At 74.5% G+C, this 21,034-nt stretch carries 15 protein-coding genes and 2 pseudogenes; 8 read left to right on the plus strand and 9 right to left on the minus strand.

Translation table 11 applies throughout. The features are described from left to right. The first annotated feature begins 51 nt into the window (after nucleotides 1–51). Nucleotides 52–405 carry an ArsC/Spx/MgsR family protein gene (locus AB0761_RS08970; protein WP_377268438.1) on the plus strand — a complete coding sequence of 118 codons (354 nt, stop codon included), beginning with the start codon at nucleotides 52–54 and terminating at the stop codon, nucleotides 403–405. A gap of 61 nt (nucleotides 406–466) precedes the next feature. Here the strand turns inward: AB0761_RS08970 and AB0761_RS08975 are convergent, their stop codons facing one another. Together AB0761_RS08975 and AB0761_RS08980 are read right to left on the minus strand one after the other, a co-directional pair. Beyond that, complete coding sequence (locus AB0761_RS08975; RefSeq protein WP_377268439.1) at nucleotides 467–2,281, minus strand: ABC transporter ATP-binding protein; 1,815 nt, start codon at nucleotides 2,279–2,281, stop codon at nucleotides 467–469. Between the two features lie 100 nt (nucleotides 2,282–2,381). Further along, entirely contained in the window at nucleotides 2,382–3,155 is a 774-nt protein-coding gene (locus AB0761_RS08980) for an SDR family NAD(P)-dependent oxidoreductase (RefSeq protein WP_377268440.1), read from the minus strand. Between the two features lie 303 nt (nucleotides 3,156–3,458). Here AB0761_RS08980 and AB0761_RS08985 point away from each other — a divergent pair, with 303 nt between their 5' ends. Then, a complete protein-coding gene (locus AB0761_RS08985) occupies nucleotides 3,459–4,007 on the plus strand; it encodes an NADPH-dependent FMN reductase (protein WP_377268441.1) in 549 nt (182 codons plus the stop codon). A 158-nt stretch (nucleotides 4,008–4,165) separates the two neighbouring features. Here the strand turns inward: AB0761_RS08985 and AB0761_RS08990 are convergent, their stop codons facing one another. Further along, nucleotides 4,166–4,966 (minus strand): ATP-grasp domain-containing protein, encoded by an 801-nt coding sequence (locus AB0761_RS08990; protein WP_377268442.1) that lies wholly within the window; start codon nucleotides 4,964–4,966, stop codon nucleotides 4,166–4,168. Between the two features lie 400 nt (nucleotides 4,967–5,366). Here AB0761_RS08990 and AB0761_RS08995 point away from each other — a divergent pair, with 400 nt between their 5' ends. After that, nucleotides 5,367–6,074 carry a hypothetical protein gene (locus AB0761_RS08995; protein ID WP_377268443.1) on the plus strand — a complete coding sequence of 236 codons (708 nt, stop codon included), beginning with the start codon at nucleotides 5,367–5,369 and terminating at the stop codon, nucleotides 6,072–6,074. Continuing rightward, a complete protein-coding gene (locus AB0761_RS09000; RefSeq protein ID WP_377268444.1) occupies nucleotides 5,968–7,479 on the plus strand; it encodes a cellulose binding domain-containing protein in 1,512 nt (503 codons plus the stop codon). Before AB0761_RS08995 ends, AB0761_RS09000 begins: the two co-directional genes overlap by 107 nt. Before the next feature lie 142 nt (nucleotides 7,480–7,621). On the opposite strand, the gene AB0761_RS09005 is transcribed toward AB0761_RS09000, so the two are convergent. Genes AB0761_RS09005 through AB0761_RS09015 form a run of 3 tightly spaced genes read right to left on the minus strand, consistent with a single transcriptional unit; the run spans nucleotide 7,622 to nucleotide 11,072 of the window. After that, on the minus strand, nucleotides 7,622–8,521 hold the full coding sequence (locus AB0761_RS09005) for an SDR family oxidoreductase (protein WP_377268445.1): 900 nt from the start codon (nucleotides 8,519–8,521) through the stop codon (nucleotides 7,622–7,624). Next, nucleotides 8,518–9,501, minus strand: coding sequence for an alpha/beta fold hydrolase (locus AB0761_RS09010; protein WP_377268446.1), 984 nt, complete (start codon nucleotides 9,499–9,501; stop codon nucleotides 8,518–8,520). Before AB0761_RS09010 ends, AB0761_RS09005 begins: the two co-directional genes overlap by 4 nt. Next, on the minus strand, nucleotides 9,498–11,072 hold the full coding sequence (locus tag AB0761_RS09015; RefSeq protein ID WP_377268447.1) for a flavin-containing monooxygenase: 1,575 nt from the start codon (nucleotides 11,070–11,072) through the stop codon (nucleotides 9,498–9,500). Before AB0761_RS09015 ends, AB0761_RS09010 begins: the two co-directional genes overlap by 4 nt. Before the next feature lie 278 nt (nucleotides 11,073–11,350). Here AB0761_RS09015 and AB0761_RS09020 point away from each other — a divergent pair, with 278 nt between their 5' ends. The 4 genes and pseudogenes from AB0761_RS09020 to AB0761_RS09035 all read left to right on the plus strand — a co-directional run bounded on the left by AB0761_RS09020 (nucleotide 11,351) and on the right by AB0761_RS09035 (nucleotide 16,144). Beyond that, nucleotides 11,351–12,184, plus strand: coding sequence for a MerR family transcriptional regulator (locus AB0761_RS09020; RefSeq protein WP_377268448.1), 834 nt, complete (start codon nucleotides 11,351–11,353; stop codon nucleotides 12,182–12,184). Between the two features lie 144 nt (nucleotides 12,185–12,328). Then, nucleotides 12,329–14,518 (plus strand): annotated as a pseudogene (locus AB0761_RS09025) (prolyl oligopeptidase family protein); the annotation flags it as partial. 75 nt (nucleotides 14,519–14,593) lie between these two features. Further along, the gene (locus AB0761_RS09030; RefSeq protein ID WP_377273979.1) at nucleotides 14,594–15,067 is read left to right on the plus strand and encodes a GNAT family N-acetyltransferase; all 474 of its coding nucleotides are present in this window, start codon (nucleotides 14,594–14,596) and stop codon (nucleotides 15,065–15,067) included. A gap of 270 nt (nucleotides 15,068–15,337) precedes the next feature. Continuing rightward, nucleotides 15,338–16,144, plus strand: a complete 807-nt coding sequence (locus tag AB0761_RS09035) for an inositol monophosphatase family protein (protein ID WP_377268449.1) — start codon at nucleotides 15,338–15,340, stop codon at nucleotides 16,142–16,144. Here the strand turns inward: AB0761_RS09035 and AB0761_RS09040 are convergent. The 3 genes and pseudogenes from AB0761_RS09040 to AB0761_RS09050 all read right to left on the minus strand — a co-directional run bounded on the left by AB0761_RS09040 (nucleotide 16,045) and on the right by AB0761_RS09050 (nucleotide 20,963). Further along, nucleotides 16,045–17,697: a lysine N(6)-hydroxylase/L-ornithine N(5)-oxygenase family protein gene (locus AB0761_RS09040; protein ID WP_377268450.1), complete on the minus strand. Its 1,653-nt coding sequence runs from the start codon at nucleotides 17,695–17,697 to the stop codon at nucleotides 16,045–16,047. The genes AB0761_RS09035 and AB0761_RS09040 overlap by 100 nt on opposite strands. A gap of 325 nt (nucleotides 17,698–18,022) precedes the next feature. Next, entirely contained in the window at nucleotides 18,023–19,555 is a 1,533-nt protein-coding gene (locus AB0761_RS09045) for a pyridoxal phosphate-dependent decarboxylase family protein (RefSeq protein WP_377268451.1), read from the minus strand. After that, nucleotides 19,552–20,963: pseudogene (locus tag AB0761_RS09050) on the minus strand (diaminobutyrate--2-oxoglutarate transaminase family protein). Before AB0761_RS09050 ends, AB0761_RS09045 begins: the two are co-directional and overlap by 4 nt. Between the last annotated feature and the right edge of the window lie 71 nt (nucleotides 20,964–21,034).

A 21,034-nucleotide genomic window follows, 5' to 3' on the forward strand; every position in this document is an offset into this window, starting at 1 on the left:
AGGTCGTACCGCATGGATTCGGGGTCCGGGCGCCGCCCGTAGGCTGTGCGGATGGAGATCTGGCTCAATCCCGTCTGCTCGAAGTGCCGCTCCGCCGTGGAGCTGCTGGACGAGGCCGGCGCCGAGTACACCGTCCGCCGCTACCTCGAGGACCCGCCCGGGGAGGGGGAGATCGCCGCCGTGCTGGAGCGGCTCGGCCTGGAGCCCTGGGACATCACCCGTACCGGCGAGGCGGCGGCGGCCGAGCTGGGTCTCGCCTCCTGGCCCCGCACCGACGGCGAGCGGTCCCGCTGGATCGCCGCGCTCTCGGCGCATCCGTCCCTGATCCAGCGCCCGATCATCACGGCCGACGACGGCCATGCGGTCGTCGGCCGTACCCCGGAGGCGGTCCGCTCGGTGCTGTGACCCGGCGCCCCGGCGGGGGCGGCGGCCCGGGGCCGCGGCGCCCGCCCGGTCGCACTCTGCGTCAGACGACGTCGGCCGCGACCAGGTCGTCACGGGCGACCAGGGCGGCGTAGCGGCCGCCGAGGGCCATCAGCTCGTCATGGGTGCCCTGTTCGGCGATGCCGCCGCCGTCCAGGACGACGATCCGGTCGGCGTCGCGGACGGTGGACAGCCGGTGGGCGATGGTGATGGTGGTGCGGCCCGCGGCGAGGGCGTCGATGGCCTGCTGCACGGCGTGCTCGGTGCGGTTGTCCAGGGCGCTGGTGGCCTCGTCGAGGATCAGCACCGGCGGGTTGCGCAGAATGGTGCGGGCGATGGCCAGCCGCTGCTTCTCACCGCCGGAGAACCGGTAGCCCCGCTCACCGACCACGGTGTCGTAGCCGTCGGGCAGTGCCGCGATGTGGTCGTGGATCTGTGCGGCACGGGCGGCCTCGGCCAGTTCCTCGTCGGTGGCGTCGGGTTTGGCGAAGCGCAGGTTCTCGGCCACGGAGGCATGGAAGAGATAGGTCTCCTGGGAGACCACTCCGACGGCGGCGGCGAGGGTGTCGAAGGACAGGTCGCGGACGTCGATGCCGTCCAGGGTGACCCGGCCGGCGGTGGTGTCGTACAGCCGCGGCACCAGATAGCTGAGGGTGGTCTTGCCCGAGCCGGTCCCGCCGACCACGGCGAGGCTGCCGCCGGCCGGGACGGCCAGGTCGATCCCGGTGAGGGTGGGCCGGTCCGCCGCGGGGTCGTAGGCGAACTCGACGCCCTCGAAGCCGACATCGCCGCGGATGCGGTCCGGGCGGACCGGGTCGGCGGGCTCGGCGACGTCCACGGGCAGGTCCAGGTACTCGAAGATGCGCTGGAAGAGCGCCAGCGAGGTCTGCACCTGCACACCGGTGGCAAGCAGCGAGACGGTGGGGCGGAAGAGGCCCTGCTGCAGCGAGACAAAGGCGACCAGGGTGCCCAGTGACACCACGGGGCTGCCGGCGGCGGTGGCCAGCCCGGCGGCCCAGTAGATGACCGCGGGCATCGCCGACATGACGATCTGGATGGTGGACATCCGCCAGCGCCCGGCCATGCTGGAGCGCACCTCCAGATCGGCGAGGCTGTCGGACTGCTCGGTGAACTCGCGGGAGAGCGAGTCGCCGCGGCCCATGGTGCGGCCCAGCAGGATGCCGCTGACCGACAGGGACTCCTGGACGGCGGTGGACAGGACGGCAAGCTGCTTCTGCCGCTGGGAGGTGATCTTCTTCCGTTCGTTGCCGACCCGGCGGCTGATCCACACGAAGACCGGCAGCATCAGCAGCGACACCACGGTGAGCCGCCAGTCCAGGGCGACCATGGCGATGACGGTGGCGACCACACCGGTGAGGTTGGAGACCAGCGAGGTGGCGGTGGAGGTGACGGTGGACTGCATCCCGCCGATGTCGTTGGCGATCCTCGACTGCACCTCACCGGTGCGGGTGCGGGTGAAGAAGGCCAGCGACATCCGCTGGAGGTGGGTGTAGACGGCGGTGCGCAGGTCGTGCATGACCCGCTGGCCGACGGTGGTGGAGATCAGCGTCTGGAGCACGCTGAAGACCGAGTTGACCACGGCGGTGGCCACCATGCCCAGGGCGAGCAGGCTGAGCAGCCCGGTGCGGCCCTGGGGGATGGCGTGGTCCAGCATCTCCCGCAGCAGGAACGGCGAGACGACGGAGACCAGCGAGGAGAGGCCCACCAGCAGGCCGACGACGGCGAGTCGGCCCCGGTAGGGGCGGAAGAGCCCGACGATGCGGCGCACCTGGGCGGGCGGTGGCTTCTCCCCGGGGGCGAGTACGGGCGGGGTCCAGTTGGGTCCCTGCGGCTTCACGGGCGGCTCCGAGGTGGGGCGGGGCGGGATCCGAGCATACAGAGTAATACTCATTGTTAGGCAACCTCACGATTACCGGTCCCATTCCCCGCCCCGCGCCTCAGTCCGTGCGGTACTGCCGGCCCGCCTTGGAGGACGCACGGCCGAAGGCGCCCGGCGGCACCAGCCGGGTGAGCCACACCACGGCCCGGTAGCGCAGGCTGGGGACGGACAGGGTGCGGCCCCGGGCCAGGTCCCGCAGCGCCTCGCCGACCACCCGGTCCACCGACAGCCAGGCCCAGCCGGGGATGTTGGAGGTCCCCATGCCCGCCCGCTGATGGAACTCGGTACGGGTGAACCCCGGGCAGAGCGCCATCAGCTGCACCCCGGAGCCCGTCAGGTCACGGGCCACCCCCTGGGTGAAGCTCACCACCCACGCCTTGCTCGCCCCATAGGTGCCCCGCGGCAGGAACGCCGCCACCGAGGCCACATTGACGACCCGGCCGCGGCCCCGGTCCTGCATCCCCGGCAGCGCGGCGGAGGTCAGCCGCAGCACGGCCTCCACATGGACCTTGAGCATCGTCAGCTCGGCCTCCAGCGGCACCTCGAGGAACGCCCCCCGGTTGCCGAACCCGGCATTGTTGACCAGCACGTCCACCGGCCGCGCCGGGTCGGCCAGCCGCCGCTCCACCGCGGAGATCCCCTCCTCCGTGGCCAGGTCGGCCACCAGCACCTCCACCTCCCGGCCCCGTACCGTGCGCAGCTCCGCAGCGGCCTCCTCCAGCCGCTTGCCGTCCCGGGCCACCAGCACCAGGTCGTGCCCGTCCGCCGCCAGCCGCCGCGCAAACGCGGCCCCGATCCCGGCGGTGGCGCCGGTGATGAGAGAAGTCGTCATGTCCGGGACGCTACCGGCTGCGCGACCCGTCCCCGACCCCGCGCGGCGCGGCACGGCGCGGTGTCCCCCGGGAAGAAGGCGTCCGGCGGTCGGTCGCTCCGCCCGACGCCCGGGGCCGCCCGGCCGGGCGCCGGCCACCCCGGCCGAAACGGACCGCCTCCCGGGACCCCGCCGAACGCCGCCTGACGCCGCCTGACACCGCCTGACGCCGCAGACAGACCGCGGCCGCGGCCCTGCGCCGCTTAGCCGCCCCCTTGCTCCGACGACCGGCCGGGTGGGCAACTTCCCGGTAGGCTGCGGACGATGAGGATCCTCGCCGTGTCCGGCAGCCTGCGTCCGGAGTCCACCGTGACCACGCTGATGCACGCCGCCCTGGGACTGCTCCCGCCCGGCAGCGAGGCCACCGTCCATACGGCGCTCACCGCACTGCCGTACTTCGACCCCGGCGTCGATCCCGACGACGCCCCCGCCTCCGTGCGGGCCTGGCGCGGACCGGTGGCAGCCGCGGACGCGGTGCTGATCGCCAGCCCGGAGTACGCCCACGGGATGCCAGGGGTGCTGAAGAACGCGCTGGAGTGGCTGGTCGGCAGCGGTGAACTGGTCGGCAAGCCGGTGGCGCTGCTCACCGCCTCCCCGCACCCGGCCGGCGGCGACCGGGCGCGGGCCTGGCTCACCGAGACGCTGACCGTGATGTCCGCCGCCCTGGTCCCGGAGGCCTCACTGGGCGTGGGCATGGTCCGTTCCAGGCTCGGCCCCGACGGCGCCCTCACCGACCCCGCCACCGCCGCGGCCCTGCGCGGTGCCTGGGCCGCCGTGGAGCGCGCCGTCCGGACGGCCCCCGCCGACCGCTGAGGCGTGCGTTCGGTGGTCATCCGTCGGTGGTCCGCACGAGATCCTCGATCAGGATCGCCGAGGCGGGGGCCGACATCAACGGGCCCGCGCGCACCCGGCGGCGGTTGCCGCCGGGTGCGCGGCCGGGCACCGGCCGATGCCCGCGAAGGGGCGGGACCTCAGCCCACCACCTCGGGCAGCGGCCGGGCGAAGCCGAGGTCGTACGGGGAGGTCTCGGCGGCCGGGGCGGCCGCGCGGACCACCGCGTCCAGAACCCGGTCCGGGTCGCAGGCGTAACCGCCGCTGGCCCAGGCGGGATTGGCCTCGACGACCGCCCAGCGGCCGTCGTCGAGCAGACCGACGTCCACGACGACGGACGACGGGAGGGTGCCGTCGGCCGCACTCAGCACCTCACGCGCGAAGGCATGCACATCGGCCTCCCGGGGGTCGTCGTCCAGCGGGGCCATGTCCAGCGCGGGCCCGGTGGCAAAACGGCTCGCGGTGTGAACGGCGCCGTCCAGGACGAACAGCCGGTACTCATGGACGAAGCAGACGATGTCGCTGACCAGCACCGGCAGGTCGTCGTCCATGGCGTCGGGTCCCGGCAGCCGGGAGCCGTCCGGGTAGATCCGGGCCGGGAAGTGCTTGTCGCCGGGGGGCTTGACGAAGGCCGGACGTCGCAGCCGGCGGGCCTCGGCAAGAGTGACCGCCTCGATCCGACGGCAGGTCAACTCCTCGGGGAGCCGGGCGGGCCAGTCCGCCGGCGGCTCCAGCGGCGCCAGACCGAGCGCGTTGCCGAGGCAGTCGGCGAGCAGCGGGCCGCCGTAGAGATGGGCGGGCGCCCCGGTGGAGGCCTCCTCCGGCCGCCGCCAGCCGTGTGCGATCGCCGTCCGCAGGCTGCGGCGGTGGGCGGCCGCGGCCAGCTGCAGTCGGGTGTCGGTGACGCGTGGCGAGAGGATCAGCAGGCGGTCGGTGGTCATGGACAGCGATGGTGCCCTGCACAGACCGGTCCGGGTACCGGTTTTCGACCCGGTGCGCGGTACCGGCCCGGGATACGCCGGTCCGGCGGACGGTCCGCCGGACCCGGATCCCCGGCCGACAGCCGCCGGGTGCTCCCCCAGGGAGGGCGGCCGCGCCGCGGACACCGCTCCCCGGATGCCGGCGGCCCCGATATCGGCCCACTCCGGCCACCTTGGACCCTTCACCGCACAGTCGTTGACACCGGATGCACACGCTCCCATCATGGGAGCGCTCCCAGATCGCGTACCCCCCAGTCGCCGGATCGTCGACGGAGAACGCGGCAGCGCCACGTACCAACTCCGTTCTCGCGGTCCAGGCCTGCCCGTCGGGACCGCCGTCGTCCCGGGAGGGAACGCACCCATGCCATCGCTGGCCCCCATCTCCGGCAGACGCCGCCGGCTCGCCGGCGTCGCCTCGGTCGCCGCCGCCGCGCTGCTGGCCGTGCTGCCGTCCGCCGGACCGTCCGCCGCTGCGGACACCGCCCCGCCGGCCGCCGACGCCGATGTCACCGTCAACACCCAGGCCGGCCTGGGCACGCTCGGCGGCGCCGCACGGGGCGTCAACGCCGCGATCTGGGACTCGCACATGAACGACCCGGAGGTGGCCACCCTGATGAAGGCCGCCGGGGTCGGCGCCATGCGCTACCCGGGCGGCTCCTACTCGGACATCTACCACTGGAAGGACAACACCGCCCCCGGCGGCTATGTGGCCCCGGGTACCGACTTCGACTCCTTCATGGGGACGGTGAAGGCCACCGGCGCCCAGCCGGTGATCATCGCCAACTACGGCTCGGGCACCCCCGAGGAGGCCGCGGACTGGGTCCGCTACGCCAACGTGGAGAAAGAAGTACGGCGCCAAGTACTGGGAGATCGGCAACGAGATCTACGGCAACGGCCACTACGGCAACGGCTGGGAGAACGACACCCACGCCGACAAGAGCCCGGCCGAGTACGCCCGCCAGGTGCTGGCCTACGCCTCCGCGATGAAGGCCGTCGACCCGACCGTGAAGATCGGCGCGGTGCTCACCATGCCCGGCAACTGGCCGGACGGGATCATCGGTGCCGGTGAGGCCGGGGACTGGAACCACACCGTGCTGGCGGCCGTGGCCCATGACATCGACTTCGTCAGCGTCCACTGGTACCCGGGGGCCAACAGCGGCGACCAGGCACTCGCCAGCGTCTCCCAGCTGCCGGGCGAGCTGCGCGAGGTGCGCAACCAGCTGAACCAGTACGCCGGGGCCGACTCGGCGCACATCGGCATCGCCATGACCGAGGTCAACGCCAACGCCGGCAGTGCCCCCTTCACCACCCGCCCCAACGGCCTGTTCACCGCCGACGCGATGATGACGGCCCTGGAGAGCGGCGTCTTCACCGTGGACTGGTGGGACACCCACAACGGCGCAGGCGCCATCTCCACCGTGGACGGCGAGACCGACTACGGGGACATGGGCATGCTGTCCGGCGCCACCTGCACCGGTGATGTCTGCGAGCCCGCCGCCAACACCCCGTTCGCGCCCTACTACGGGCTGAAGATGCTCAGCTCGCTGGGCAGCACCGGCGACACCATGGTTGCCTCCGCCTCCACCGACCAGCAGATCTCGGTGCACGCGGTGCAGCAGGCCGACGGCGACCTCGCCGTGATGCTGGTGAACAAGGACCCCGGCGCCTCCCACACGGTGGCCCTGCACTACCGCGGCTTCACCCCCGCCGCCGGCACCCCCCAGGTGCAGCGCTGGGCCCGTGGCGACTCCGACATCACCGCGGCGTCCGACGGTGCCACGGCCTCCGGCGTCACGGTGGCCCCGTACTCGCTCACCACGGTGGTGCTGCACCCGAAGACCGGCACCGCCCCGTCGGCCGTCAGCGGCGTCCCCGGCGCACCCGTGACCACCGCGGTCACCGACACCACCGCCACCCTGTCCTGGCCCGCCTCGGCCGGCACCGGCCCGGTCACCCGCTACGAGGTCTACGAGCAGCTGGGCACCAATGTGCAGCTGCTGGGCGAGTCCACCGGGACCTCGGTCACCCTGTACAATCTCCCGCCGGGCAGCAGCCACACCGTCAATGTGCTGGCCACCGACCCCAGCGGGCGGCTCTCCCTGCCCTCCGAGCCGCTGACCTTCACCACCGGCACCCCGCAGCACAGCACCTGCACGGTCTCGTACCACGTGGACAGCGGCTGGGGGAACGGCTTTGTGTCCTCGGTGACCGTCACCAACCTGGCGGACACCGCGATCAACGGCTGGACGCTGGACTTCGACTGGCCCTCCCCCGGGCAGTCGGTCTCCTCCTGGTGGAACGCCTCGATCTCCAGCACCGGCAGCCACGTCCATGTGAACAACATCGACTGGAACGGCGTCCTGGCGGCGAACGGCGGATCGACGGCGTCCTTCGGCTTCGTCGGGGCCAACAACGGGGCCAACCCCACCCCGACCGTCTTCCGCCTCAACGGGACGGTGTGCACCAGTCTGTAAGGGCATGACCTGCGAAGGCCCCCGCCGGCGGACCGGCGGGGGCCAACGCGTCGGGGGTCGTCCCCGACACCCGACGCGGACCGGGGCGGGGGCCGGCCGCTGGGAGCGGCCGGCACCGCCGAAGCGGTGCCGGCCCTGACGGTCAGTCGGTCGTACGGGCCTTGCGGGCCTCGGTGTCGGCGGCGCCGCCCGCGCCCACGGCGCCCAGCCGCTGCGCGGCGGTGGCCTTGAGGCGGGGCTCCAGACGGCGGATCTCCCGGGGTCCCATCCGGCCGATGACGGAGGGCACGGTGCCGCGGACCGCCTGCATGCCGCGCAGCCACCACTGGGCGTAGACATGCGGGGAGCGGCGGGCGATACCGGCGACGATCCGGTCCACCGCGGGCTCCAGCGGATAGGTCCGGTTGGCCGGCCAGGGCAGCCTGGCCCGCATCTCGCGCAGCACCTCGTCCTGGTCGGCGCCGCGCACCATGTCGGTGTCGGTCCAACTCAGGTACCCCACACCGACCTTGACGCCCTTGTGGCCGGTCTCGGCACGCAGCGAGTGGGCGAAGGCCTCCACCCCGGACTTGCTGGCGCAGTAGGCGCTCATCAGCGGTGCCGGGGTGATGGCCGCGAGCGAGGCGATCTGCAGCAGATAGCCGCGGGACTCCTCCAGCGCCGGCAGGAAGGCCCGCGCGGTGGCGACACTGCCCAGCAGGTTGACCTCGATGACCCGGCTGAAGGCGGCGTGGTCGGAGTCCAGCAGCGGGCCGCCGATGGCGATGCCGGCGTTGGCGACGACGGTGTCGACGCGTCCGTAGCGGGCCCGGATGCGGTGGGCCGCCTCGGTGAGCGAGTCCAGGTCGGTGACATCGGCCTCCCAGTGGGTGGCGTCCGGGCCGCAGGCCGCCGCGACCTTCTCCAGCTCTGCGGGCTCCAGGCCCAGCAGCGCGACCTTGGCACCCCGCTCGGCGAGCTTGCGGGCGAGCAGGGCGCCGACACCGCGGGCGGCGCCGGTGACGACGGCGACCTGGGAGGACAGGGGCGGGGTGCGGCTCATGCGGTGGCACTCCTCGGTTCGGCATCGGCGGCTGCCACGGCGGTGCCCGCGGGGGCGGCGCCGGGTCCGGCGGTGAGGTGGACGGTGACCAGGCGGCGGATCTCGTCGGCGACCGAGTCCGGGCGCTCCACGGGCGACATATGGCCGATGCCGGGAAGCCGGGTGAGGCCCTCGGAGTGCGGCAGCGCCTCATGGATGCGCTCGGCGAGGACGGGCGGGGTCAGCCGGTCCGCGGTGCCCACCAGGACGGAGGCGGGGGCGGCGAGCCGGCCGACCTCGGCGTGCAGATCCAGCTCGCCGAGGACCTGCGCCCAGCCGGCCCGCACCCGGCGGGGGCAGGCGTGCACGATGCGGGCGCAGGCCTCGGCCCGCTCCACGGGCGTGGCAGGGCCCATCACCGCGTACTTCAGCACGGCGCGGCTCACCGGGGTGACCGGGCCGAGGGGCAGGGTGGAGGAGAGCAGCGCGCGGTGCAGCGCAAGGCGCACCCTCGGTGTGCGGCCGGCGAACGGCACCACACGCAGCGCCTCCAGCAGTGCGGCGCTGCCGGTGCTGGCGAGCAGCGCGGCCGCGGTCCGGTCGCGGACCGCCGTACGGTCGGCGGCGGCCATGATGGTCATGCCGCCCATGCTGTGTCCGGCCAGCACCGCCCGGGTGCCGTGCGGCACGGTGGCCTCGACCACGGCCTCCAGGTCGTCCGCGAGTGCGGCGGTGCTGTAGCCGGCGGGGTTCTCGGGCGCGGCGCTGCGGCCGTGGCCGCGCTGGTCGTACGCGACCAGCCGGTGGTCGGCGGCCAGCCGGTGGACGACCGGGGCCCAGAAGGCGGTGGAGCAGGTCCAGCCGTGGGCGAGCACCACGGTGGGGGCGTCCTCGGGGCCGTGGACCTCGGCGTGCAGCCAGGTCCCGTCCGCGGAGCGCACCCGCAGTTCACGGCGGGGGGCGGGCGGTACGCAGTCCTCGGGGAGGGAGGTCCGGCTCATCGGGCAGCCTCCTCGGCGGGGGCGGGGGCGGGGGCGGGGGCGGACGCCGCGGCGGCGGCGAGCGGGCGGTCGGCAGGGCGGTCAAGCAGCGTGTACTCGGCGAGGTCGACCCGGCGGGTCTCGCGGCGGAAGCGGCTGGTGGTGCCGGGCCAGACGGTGGTGTTGCGGCCGTCGGCGTCCAGGTACCAGCTGGTGCAGCCGCCGGTGGCCCAGACGGTGGAGCGCATCCGGTGCTGGACGTCGTCGTTCCAGCGCCGCTGGGCCTCGGGCGTGGGGTCGATCGCGGCGACGCCGAGGGCGTCGATCCGGGTGAGTGCGTCGACGATGTAGTTCAGCTGGGACTCGATCATCAGGATCATCGAGCTGTTGCCCAGGCCCGTGTTGGGCCCGATCACCATGAAGAAGTTGGGGAAGCCGTGGACGGTGGTGCCGCGCAGCGCCTCCATGGTGCCGCCCCACTCCTCGGCGAGGGTGCGGCCGGCCGCACCGGTGATGCGGTCGGCGACCGGCATGTCGGTGACATGGAAGCCGGTGCCGAAGACGATGGCGTCCACCTCGGCCTCGGTGCCGTCGGCGGCCACCACGGTGGAGCCGCGCACCTCGGCGAGCCCGGAGGCCACCACGTCGGTGGTGGGGGCGGCCAGGGCCGGGTAGTAGGAGTTGCTCAGCAGGATGCGCTTGCAGCCGATGCGGTAGTCCGGGGTGAGCCGGGAGCGCAGCGCGGGGTCGCTGACGGCCCGGTGGAGATGGCGCCTGGCCATCGCCTGCACCGCACCGAGGAGGCGGGGGCGGTTGACGAAGGCGTCCACCTGGAGCTCGCGGACGGCGAACAGCAGGGCGCGGCGCAGCGCCCCGGACGGCGGCACCTTGCTGTGCAGCCACCTCTCCACGCCGGTGATCTCGCGGTCGGCGCGGGGCAGCACCCAGGCGGGGGTGCGCTGGAAGACCGTCAGCCGTGCCACCTGCGGCTGGATGGCCGGGATGATCTGGATGGCGGAGGCGCCGGTGCCGACGACCGCGACCCGCTTGCCGGTGAGGTCGTAGTCGTGGTCCCACCGGGAGGAGTGGAAGACCCGCCCGGGGAAGGTGTCCACGCCCGGGATGTCGGGGATCTGCGGGTCGGAGAGCGGGCCGGTGGCGGAGACCACGGCGTCGGCGGTCCAGTCCCCGGCGGCGGTGGAGAGCTGCCAGCGGGCGGTGCCCGCGTCCCAGCGGGCCGAGCTGACCTCGGCGTTGAAGCGCAGATGGGGGCGGAGGCCGAAGGTGTCGGCGACCTGCTCCAGATAGGCGCGGATGTGCGGCTGGCCGGAGAAGCTGCGCGGCCACTCGGGGTTGGGGGCGAAGGAGAAGGAGTAGAGGTGGGACGGGACGTCGCAGGCGCACCCGGGGTAGCTGTTGTCCCGCCAGGTGCCGCCGACGGCGGCGGCGCGTTCCAGGATCACGAAGTCGGTGATCCCCGCTCGGCGCAGCCGCACCCCGGCGCCGAGGCCGCCGAAGCCGGATCCGATGACGGCGACCCGGACATGGGGAGTCGTGCCGGGCGCCGTGCCGGGTGCTTCTGCGGATGCCATGGGCGTCCTCCTGGGTCGGATCGGACTGGGTTGGATCAGGCCGGGCTGGATCGGGCCGGGTCGGATCGGACTGGGTTGGATCAGGCCGGGTTGGATCAGGCTGGGCTGGATCAGGCTGGGCCAAGAACTCTGCCAGTATTCACTGGCATGGTTGGGAGGGTAGACCCGCAGCTTTGTTGACGGAAGGTCCAATACAGCCTGTGACGCAGGACACATCCCCGTCCGGGGCCGGACCCGGACCGGCCGGCCGCGAACCTCGCCGCGCCTATGCTGGCCCCGTGGTGGACAACGAGCACCGGCCGGCCGCGGGGCACCCTGCCGGGCCGGGGGCACACGGCGCCCCGGGCCGCGGGCCCGGACGATGCGAGTACCGGGTGGAGGAGCTCGCCGAGGCGGCCGGCATCACGGTGCGCACCCTGCGCTTCTACCGCGAGCGCAAACTGCTCCCGCCGCCGCGCCGGCAGGGCCGCATCGCCTGGTACTCCCAGGACCACCTGGACCGGCTCCGGGTGATCGCCGAACTGCTGGAGCGCGGCCACACCCTGGGCGGCATCACCGAGCTGCTGGCCGCCGGCGAGGAGGGCCGCGACGTCGCCGAGCTGATCGGCCTGGAGAACGCCATCATCGCCCCCTGGACGGACGAGGTCCCGGTCACGCTGACCTGGTCCGAGATCGACAAGGCGCTGCCCGGCCAGCTCGACGAGGACAACACCCGCGCGGCCACCGAACTCGGCTATGTGACGGTCGACCAGGAGGGCGTCACCCATGTCAGCCGGCGGCTGATGGACGCCACCGTCGCGCTGGTCCAGGAGGGGATCCCGCTCTCCGCCGTCCTGGAAGTCGCCCGCCGCACCCAGGAGTGCGCGGACGCCGTCGCCGACATCTTCGTCCGGCTGATCAGCGAGCAGCTGCTCGGCGGACTGGAGGGCAGCCGGGTCAGCGCAGAGGAGGCGCACCGGCTGACCGAGACCGTCCTGCGGGTGCGCCCGCTGGGCCGCACCGTCGCCGACGCCCAGTTCACCCTGGCCATGGACCGGCGGGTCCGCGAGGAGTACGAGAAGGTGCTGCGCCACCGCATCGGCGCGGAACCCGACCACCCGCCGCTGCCCTGACCCGGCCGCCCGGCGCACCCGCCCGGCACCGCGCACCCGCCCGGCACCGCGCGCAGACCCCGGCCCGGCACCGGCCGCCCAAGGGCGGACGGAGATCCACCGCACAGCCGGGAGATCCACCGCACAGGCCTTAGGCTGCCGTTCATGGTGACGCAGTCTGCGCAGGAGCCGCTTCCCGGCATCCCGTCCGGTTATCCGCCCGCCCGTCGCGCCGATGTGGTCGACGACCTGTTCGGGCACCTGGTGGCGGACCCCTACCGGTGGCTGGAGGACGCGGCCTCCCAGGAGACCCGCGACTGGGCCGCCGCCCAGGACGAGCTGCTGGACACCGCCAGGCGGCAGTGGCCCGGCCGGGAGCGGATCGCCGCCCGGCTCACCGAGCTCAACGGGGTGGGCTACGAGAGCAGCCCCTACTGGTACGGCGGTCGCCGCTTCCTCACCCGCCGCACCTCCGGCCAGGAGCACGGCGTCCTGCTCACCGTGGACCCGGCCGCCGACGGCACCGCCGCTCCGCAGGACGCCCCCGAGCGGGTCCTCATCGACCCGGTGGCCGTGGACCCCGAGGGCCTCACCACGCTCGACGGCTGGTCCCCTTCGCACGACGGCCGCCTGCTGGCGTACCAGCTGTCCGAGAGCGGCACCGAGGAGTCCGTGCTGCGGGTGATGGACGTCGCCACCGGCGAGGTGATCGACGGGCCCACCGACCGCACCCGCTACTCCCCCGTCGCCTGGCTCCCCGACGGGGAGGCCTTCTACTACGTACGGCGCCTCGCCCCCGAGCTGGTCCCGGACGGCGAGGAGCAGTACCACCGCCGGGTGTACCTGCACCGGCTGGGCACCGATCCGGCCGAGGACGTCGAGGTCTTCGGCGCGGGGCTGGCCGCCACCAACTACTACGGCGTCCAGGCCAGCCGGGACGGCCGCTGGCTGACCGTCACCGCCTCGGCCGGCACCGCCCCCCGCAGCGACCTGTACCTCGCCGACCTGGCCGAGGCGTCGCCGGAGCAGCCCCGGCTGCGGCCGCTGCGCACCGGCTGCGACGACCAGACCTCGCTCTGGGTCGGCGAGGACGGCCGGGCCTATGTCTTCACCGACGCCGACGCCCCACGCGGCCGGGTGCTGGTGGGCGACCCGGAGACGCTGTACTCGGCGGCCACCGACCCTGCGGGGCTGCCCCCGGCGCAGTGGGAGCAGCTGCTGACGGAGCTGGTGCCGCAGGACCCCGTCGCGGTACTGGAGGACGTCACCGTGCTGTACGGCGACGGCCGCGACCCCGGCTGGCAACCGCAGCTGCTGGTCCGCCGCGGCCGCCACGCCGTCTCCGAGGTGGCCGTCCACGACCTGGCCGACGGGCGGCTGCTGCACACCGTCGAACTGCCGGGGCTGGGCAGTGTGTCCGGCTTCTCCCCCTCCGACCCGAGGACGCCCGGCGGCGGCTTCGAGGCCTGGTTCGGCTACGGCGACCACACCGCGCCGGAGCGGGTGCTGCGCTACGACGGGCGCACCGGCAGGACGACCCCCTGGGCCGAGGCCCCGGGCCGGGTCGGGCTGCCTGAGGTGACGGTACGTCAGATCGTCTATCCGTCGGCGGACGGCACCGAGGTGCGGATGTTCGTGATCGCCCGCGCGGATCTGCCGCCGGGCCCCCGTCCGACGGTGCTCTACGGGTACGGCGGCTTCCAGGTCTCCCTCACCCCCGGCTTCTCCGCCGGTGTGCTCGCCTGGGTCGAGGCGGGCGGCGTCTACGCCATCGCCGGGCTGCGCGGCGGTCTGGAGGAGGGCGAGGAGTGGCACCGCGCCGGAATGATGGACCGCAAGCAGAACGTCTTCGACGACTTCCACGCCGCCGCCCAGTGGCTGCTGGACCACGACGTCTGCCTGCCGGGCCGGCTCGGCGTCTCCGGCGGCTCCAACGGCGGCCTGCTGGTCGGCGCCGCGGTCACCCAGCGTCCCGACCTCTACACGGCCGCGGTCTGCTCGGCGCCGCTGCTGGACATGGTGCGCTATGAGCACTTCGGCCTCGGCCGCACCTGGAACGAGGAGTACGGCACCGCCGAGGACCCCGAGCAGCTGGGCTGGCTGCTGGCCTACTCCCCCTACCACCGGGTGCGGCCCGGCACCGCCTACCCCGCGGTCCTCTTCACCGTCTTCGACCAGGACACCCGGGTCGATCCGCTGCACGCCCGCAAACTCTGCGCCGCACTCCAGTGGGCCACCACCGGCGGCCCCGACGGCCGGCCCGTGCTGCTCCGCCGGGAGAAGGACGTCGGCCACGGTGCCCGCTCGGTCTCCCGCAGCGTGGGCCTCACCGCCGACACCACCTGCTTCCTCGCCGCCCGCCTCGGCCTGGACCTCGGCCCGGACCGGGACGGCGCCCCGGCGGAGGCCGCCGGCCCCCGGATCGTCCCGATGGCCCCCGGGCACGCGGACCGCGTCCTGGCCGTCTACCGGGCGGGCATCGCCGAGGGTGACGCCACCTTCGAGGAGTCGGCCCCGGACTGGACCGACTTCGACCGCAGCAGGCTCCCCGGCCACCGCTTCGTCGCCCTCGGCCCCGACGGAGAGCTGCTGGGCTGGGTCGCCGCCTCCCCCGTCTCCAGCCGGCCGGCCTACGCGGGCGTGGTCGAGCACTCGGTCTATGTCGACCCGCCCGCCCGCGGCCGCGGCGTCGGCCGCGCACTCCTCGCCGCACTGATCGAATCCACCGAGGCCGCGGGGATCTGGACCGTCCAGTCCGGCATCTTTCCAGAGAACAAGGCCAGCATCGCCCTGCACCTCGCCGCGGGCTTCCGCGAGGTCGGCGTCCGGGAACGCGTCGGCCGCCACCACGGGGTGTGGCGCGATGTGGTCCTGCTGGAACGCCGCAGCCCGGTGGTGGACTGACCCGCCGCCCGCCCCTGTGACGGCCCGCCGGGCCCCGGCGGGCCGCCCGGCCCGGCGCAGCCCGGCCGTCTGCGGCTCCGGATCGGCTGCGACGTCACCGGCCGCAACGACATCGGCCGCAACGGCATCGGTTCGACGGCATCGGTTCGACGGGCTACGGCGGGACGCCCACGGCCCGCCGCAGCCCCGCGCACCGGGCCCCGGCCGTCCCTGGTCCGGCATCGCGATCAACCGCGTGGGAGAGTGAGGGGGAAGCGAGAGGAGCAGCGCGTGGTGCTCGAGAAGGTGGCGGAGATCCTCGCCGAGACAGCGGCGGAGGTGATCGAGCCGCGGTTCCGGGCACTCTCCTGCGGAGAGGTCATGGAGAAGGCGCCCGGTGACCTGGTCACGGTGGCCGACCGCGAGGCGGAGTTGATCATCGCAGAGCGGTTGCACGCCCTGCTGCCGGTGCCGGTGGTCGGCGAGGAGGCGGTCTCCGCCGACCCCACGCTGGTCAAGGCGGTCTGCAGCGAACCCGCGGTATGGCTGGTCGACCCACTGGACGGCACCGGCAACTTCGTCGCCGGCAAGGGCGACTACGCGGTGATGGCGGCGCTGATCCGGTCCGGGGAGACGGTCGCGGGCTGGATCTGGCAGCCGGAGTACCGGACCGCGTATGCCGCCGAGAAGGGCGCGGGCGCCTGGTGCAACGGCGAGCGGCTGCAGCGCGCCCCTGCCGGGGGCGGGCCGGAGTCCTGGCGGGGCGCGGTGCTGGGCCGCTTCCTGGAGCCGGAGATGCGCAGCAGCATAAGGTCCCGCGCCGGGTCCTTCGGCACAGTGAGCCCGGGCAGCCGGGCGGCCGGGGTCGAGTACCCGCGGATCGCGGCCGGCGACCAGGAGTTCACCCTGTTCTGGCGCACCCTGCCCTGGGACCATGCCCCCGGGTCACTGCTGGTGAGCGAGGCGGGCGGGGTGTCGCAGCGACTGGACGGCACGCCCTACCGGCCCGACCGCCCGATGGACGGACTGCTGGTGGCGGCGGACGAGGAGTCCTGGCAGCAGGTGCGTGAGCTGCTGCTGGGCCCGCCGCAGCAGTGACCTGTCCGCCGGGGCCTGCCAAGGGTCCCGAAGCCGTTCGAAGCCACCGATCCGCTCCCGGCCGGTGAGGCCGGCCCGAAGAGCCGGCCGCGGCGGCTCAGTGGTCCACCATCCGGCCCCGCAGTACGCGGCTCCCCCGGTCCGGGGGCGCGGGCACCGTACGACGACCCGCGGCCCCGGCGGCGGGTGGTGCCCGGGTCAGCGGGGACGGCCGGCGTGGGGACGGGGGCCGGGGTGCCGAAGGTGGTCCAGGCGGTGCGGGCGGGCAGGCGGAGCACGGTGCGGCCGGTGGCGGCATTGAGGATGGTGGCGGCGCGCCAGGCGCCCAGGGTCAGATCGGGCGCTCCCACGCCATGGCTGTGCATCTCGGCGTTCTGCACGAAGAGCGTGCCGCCGACCCGTGGGTCCAGGGCGACGCGGTACTCGCCGTCGACCCGGTAGCGGCCCTGGTCGTCCCAGTCGACCAGGTCGGCGATCGGGTCGAGGAAGGCCGGCCGTGCCGCCGCATAGCCGGTGGCGAGGACGATCCGGTCGGTGCGCACGGTGAAGCGGGCACCGTCCTGGGTGTGGCGGCAGCTCAGCAGATATCCGTCGCCGTCCCGCTCGGCACCGGTGATCGCGGTGGCGGGCTGCAGTGCGGCCCTCGGGGGTCCTCCGCCGATGGTCCGCTCGTAGAGCTCGTCGTGGATCTCACCGAGGGTCTCGCCGCTGACCCCCTTGTAGAGCTGCCACTGCTCGCCGACCAGGCGGTCCCGCACCGTCTCGGGCAGCCGCCGGAACCACCGGATGTAGTCGGGGGTGAAGTGCTCCAGGCCGATCTTCGAGTACTCCATGGGGGCGAAGGCGCTGGAGCGGGCGAGCCAGCGGACGTAGGGCCCGGCGCCGCTGCCGTCCTGCCGGCGCAGCAGGTCCAGCAGCACCTCGGCGCCGGACTGCCCGGCACCGACCACGGTGACGTCCGCGGCGCCGGCCAGGGCCTCGCGGTGGTCGCGGTAGTCGGCGCTGTGCAGGACCCGGCCGGGCGCCAGCAACGGCCGCAGCGGTTCCGGGACGACGGGCCGGGTGCCCACCCCCAGCACCACCTGCCGGGCCAGGACCCGGCGCGGCCCGGCGGGGCCGCCGTGGACCACGGCGAAGGCGCCGGCGGCCGCGTCCCACTCCACGGCGGTGACCGGGGCGTCGAAGCGGCAACTGGGCAGCTGCTCGGCGACCCAGCGGCAGTAGTGGTCGTACTCCCGGCGCGGGATGTGGAACCGCTCGGAGAAGAAGAAGGGGAAGAGCCGGTCGTGGGCGCGCAGATAGTTGAGGAAGGACCAGCGGCTGGTGGGGTCGGCCATGGTGACCAGGTCGGCGAGGAAGGGCACCTGGAGGGTGGTGCCCTCCAGCAGCAGTCCGGGGTGCCAGGAGAAGGCGGGCTTGGCGTCCAGGAAGAGGGCGTGCAGTCCGGGGACGCCGTCGGCGAGGGCTGCCAGGGCCAGGTTGAACGGGCCGATGCCGATGCCGACGAGGTCGTGGACACGTCGGTCAGGGGCGCTGGGGTGGGGCACGGTCACCGGGGGGCCTCCGCGAGCGGATCGGGCAGATGGACGGGGACGGGCCGAAGTCCGGCGGCGATCCGGGCTTCGCCGGACCGGTGGCGGCCGGCGGGTCGGTGGCAGTGCCCGGGCACGGCCGGGTCACTCCCGGACCCTTCGGGGGTGGGCCGCGGCGTCCCTCCGGCCGGGGGCGCTGCCGAGCGGGCCTCATGGACGTCGGCCCGCGTCTGCGGGGCACCCGCCGCGCCGGGGTGTACGGCGGCGGGCCGCTCGCGCGGGTCACCGGCGTCCGGCAGGGGCCCGACCGGAGGGCGGCCCATGGGGTGCGGGGGTGCCGACCGGGTCATCGGGCGGCCTCCTCGGCCTGACCGGCGGCGGCGACCGTGTGCAGCAGCCGCTCCACGTCGGCGGGGGTGGTGTGCGGGTTGAGCAGGGTGAGCTTGAGCCGGACGCGTCCGGGGCCGTCACCGGGCAGTTCGGTGCGTCCGATCACCACCCGGCCCTCCTGCAGCAGTCGGCGGCGCAGCGCCGCGTTGACCGCGTCCTGGACGGCGGGCTCATGCAGTTCGGGCCGCTGGGGGCGGTAGCGGAAGACGGCGGTGGTGAGCACCGGCCGGGTGTGCAGTTCCAGCAGCGGGTAGGCGTCCACGGTGGCGGCTGCGTGGTGGGCCAGGTCGTGGCAGGCGTCGACGAGGCGGCCCAGGCCGCTGCGGCCGAGGGTGCGCAGGGTCACTGCGATCTTGAAGGCGTCGGGGCGCCGGGTGGTGCGCAGGGAGAGTCCCAGCAGGCTCGGGTAGCCGGCCTCCTCGTCGTCGGCGGGGTTGAGATAGGCCGCACGGCGGGCGAGCGGGGCGTAGCTGTCGGCGCTGCGGACCAGGAAGACCCCGGCGGCGGCCGGCTGCCAGCCCAGCTTGTGCCAGTCCAGCGAGACCGAGTCGGCACGGTCGATGCCGTCGAGCAGCGGGGCCAGCCGGTCGGAGAGCAGGGCTCCCCCGCCGTAGGCGGCGTCGATGTGCAGCCAGGCACCGTGTTCGGCGGCGAGGTCCGCGGCCCGGTGCAGGGGGTCGATCGAGCCGGTGTCGGTGGTGCCGGCGGTGGCGACGACGGCCACCGGGGTCTCGCCGCGGGCGACGGTCTCCTTCAGCGCCGCGGCGAGCGCCTCGGGGTCCATCCGCAGGTCGCGGTCGACGGGGACGGCGATCACGGCCTGCTCGCCGAGCCCGAGCAGGGCGGCGGCGCGCTGCACGGAGAAGTGGGCGGCGGCAGAGGCGAGGATCCGCGGGGTGGGGCCGGCGGGCAGTCCGTGGATCTCGGTGGGGCGCCCGGAGGCCCGGGTGAGGACGCGGTCGCGGGCGAGGAGCAGCCCCATCAGGTTGGACTCGGTGCCGCCGGACGTCAGGACCCCGGCCGCGGTGTCCGGCGGGTACCCGACCAGGGCCGCCAGTTCCCGGATCAGCAGGGTTTCCAGGGTCGTTGCGGCGGGCGCCTGGTCCCAGGAGTCCTGGGAGGGGTTGAGGGCGGCGGCGGCGAGGTCGGCGGCGACGGCCAGGGCCAGCGGCGGGCAGTGCAGATGGGCGGCGCAGCAGGGGTCGGCGGGGTCGGTGCTGCCGTGGGCCAGCAGGGCGGTGAGGCGGTGGAGTGCCTCCTCGCCGGTGCCGTCCGGCGGCGGGGCCAGTTCGGCCAGGGTCTGCGCGATCTGCTCGGCGAGCCTGCCGGGGGTGGTCGCCGGTACGGGGCCGCCGCGCGCCGCGGCGCCCTCCGCCAGGCCGTCCAGAACCGTCTCCAGCAGCGGGCGCAGCGCCCGGGGTCCGTCCGGGCCGCCGGCGAGGGCGGTGGCCCGGGGCGGGAGGCCGGCGGCAGAGGTACGGCCGGTCATGCGCGGACCTGCGCGGACGCCTCGGCGATGGCCTCGGAGAGCCGTTCCAGCACGGTCTCGGCCTGCTGGTCGCTGATGGTCAGCGGCGGGAGCAGCCGGACGACGGCGTCATGACGGCCGCCGAGCTCCACGATCAGGCCCCGCTCCAGGCAGCCGGTACGCACCCGGACGGCCAGCTCCGGGGCGGGCGGCAGGGCTCCGCCGCGGTCGGGCGGGCCGGCCGGGTCGACCAGTTCCACGCCGATCATCAGGCCGCGTCCGCGGACGTCGCCGACCACCGGCAGCGCGGAACGGAGTGCCTGCAGCCGGGCGGTGATCCGGGCGCCGACGGCGGCGGCGCGCTCGGCCAGCCGATCGGCTGCGACCAGCCGAAGGGTGGCGGCGCCGGCGGCCATGGCGAGGGTGTTGCCGCGGAAGGTACCGGTGTGGGCGCCGGGCAGCCAGCCGTCGTAGTCGTCGCGGTAGACGACGGCGGCCAGCGGCAGGGAGCCGCCGATCGCCTTGGAGACCACCATGGCGTCCGGCAGGATGCCGCTGTGCTCGACGGCCCACATGGCCCCGGTGCGTCCGACGCCGGTCTGCACCTCGTCGACGATCAGCGGGATGGAGCGCTCGGCGGTGATCCGCCGCATCTCGCGCAGCCAGCTGTCGGGGGCGGGTACGGCGCCCCCCTCGCCCTGGACGACCTCCAGGATCATGGCGGCCGGGGGAGGACTCCGCCTGACGGGTCGTCGAGCAGTCGCTCGGTGTAGACGGCGGCGAGTTCGGCGCCGCGGTCGCCGCCGACGGCGAAGGGGCAGCGGTAGTCGTAGGGGTAGGGCAGCCGGGTGATCTCGCCGGCGGCGGGGAGCGGCTCCTTGACGGCGACGCTGCCGGTGGCGGCCAGGGCGCCGGCGGTCATCCCGTGGTAGGCGCCGGTGAAGGCGAGGACGCCGCGGCGGCCGGTGGCGGTCTGCATCAGTTTCAGGGCCGCCTCGACCGCGTCGGTGCCGGCCGGTCCGCAGAAGTGGATCCGGGCGCGGTCGGCGAAGGCGGGCGGCAGGGTGTCGAAGAGGGCGTCGGTGAAGTCGTCCTTCTCCGCGGTGGCCAGGTCGAGGGTGTGCAGCGGAGCGCCCCGGTCCAGAGTGCGCCGGATGGCCTCCAGGACGACGGGGTGGTTGTGGCCGAGGGCGAGGGTGCCGGCGCCGGAGAGGCAGTCGAGATAGCGGCGGCCGTCGGCGCCTTCCACGGTCATCCCCTGGGCGCGGACCGGCACGATCGGGAAGGACCTGGCGTAGGTGCGGGCCGATGACTCACGGGCGCGCTGGCGGCGGAGGACAGCGTCCGCCCCCTGGGCGGTGCGTGCCGCGGCCGGCCCGGAGGGCGGGGCTGCGGCCGGGTCGAGCGGACGGCCGACGGCGAGGGTCATCAAGGGGCTCCGGTGGGTTCCGGGCGGGCAGGGCGGTGCTCACGCTGCGGCACGGCAGCATGGGATTGACA

The organism is Peterkaempfera podocarpi (assembly GCF_042466665.1).
Classification (GTDB): domain Bacteria; phylum Actinomycetota; class Actinomycetes; order Streptomycetales; family Streptomycetaceae; genus Peterkaempfera; species Peterkaempfera podocarpi.

Excerpts from the sequence above, each read along its gene's own strand:
- AB0761_RS08970 (WP_377268438.1), top strand. The coding sequence starts at position 52 with ATGGAGATCTGGCTCAATCCCGTCTGCTCGAAGTGCCGCTCCGCCGTG.
- AB0761_RS08980 (WP_377268440.1), bottom strand. The coding sequence starts at position 3,155 with ATGACGACTTCTCTCATCACCGGCGCCACCGCCGGGATCGGGGCCGCG.
- AB0761_RS08985 (WP_377268441.1), top strand. The coding sequence starts at position 3,459 with ATGAGGATCCTCGCCGTGTCCGGCAGCCTGCGTCCGGAGTCCACCGTG.
- AB0761_RS08990 (WP_377268442.1), bottom strand. The coding sequence starts at position 4,966 with ATGACCACCGACCGCCTGCTGATCCTCTCGCCACGCGTCACCGACACC.
- AB0761_RS08995 (WP_377268443.1), top strand. The coding sequence starts at position 5,367 with ATGCCATCGCTGGCCCCCATCTCCGGCAGACGCCGCCGGCTCGCCGGC.
- AB0761_RS09005 (WP_377268445.1), bottom strand. The coding sequence starts at position 8,521 with ATGAGCCGCACCCCGCCCCTGTCCTCCCAGGTCGCCGTCGTCACCGGC.
- AB0761_RS09010 (WP_377268446.1), bottom strand. The coding sequence starts at position 9,501 with ATGAGCCGGACCTCCCTCCCCGAGGACTGCGTACCGCCCGCCCCCCGC.
- AB0761_RS09015 (WP_377268447.1), bottom strand. The coding sequence starts at position 11,072 with ATGGCATCCGCAGAAGCACCCGGCACGGCGCCCGGCACGACTCCCCAT.
- AB0761_RS09030 (WP_377273979.1), top strand. The coding sequence starts at position 14,594 with ATGGCCCCCGGGCACGCGGACCGCGTCCTGGCCGTCTACCGGGCGGGC.
- AB0761_RS09045 (WP_377268451.1), bottom strand. The coding sequence starts at position 19,555 with ATGACCGGCCGTACCTCTGCCGCCGGCCTCCCGCCCCGGGCCACCGCC.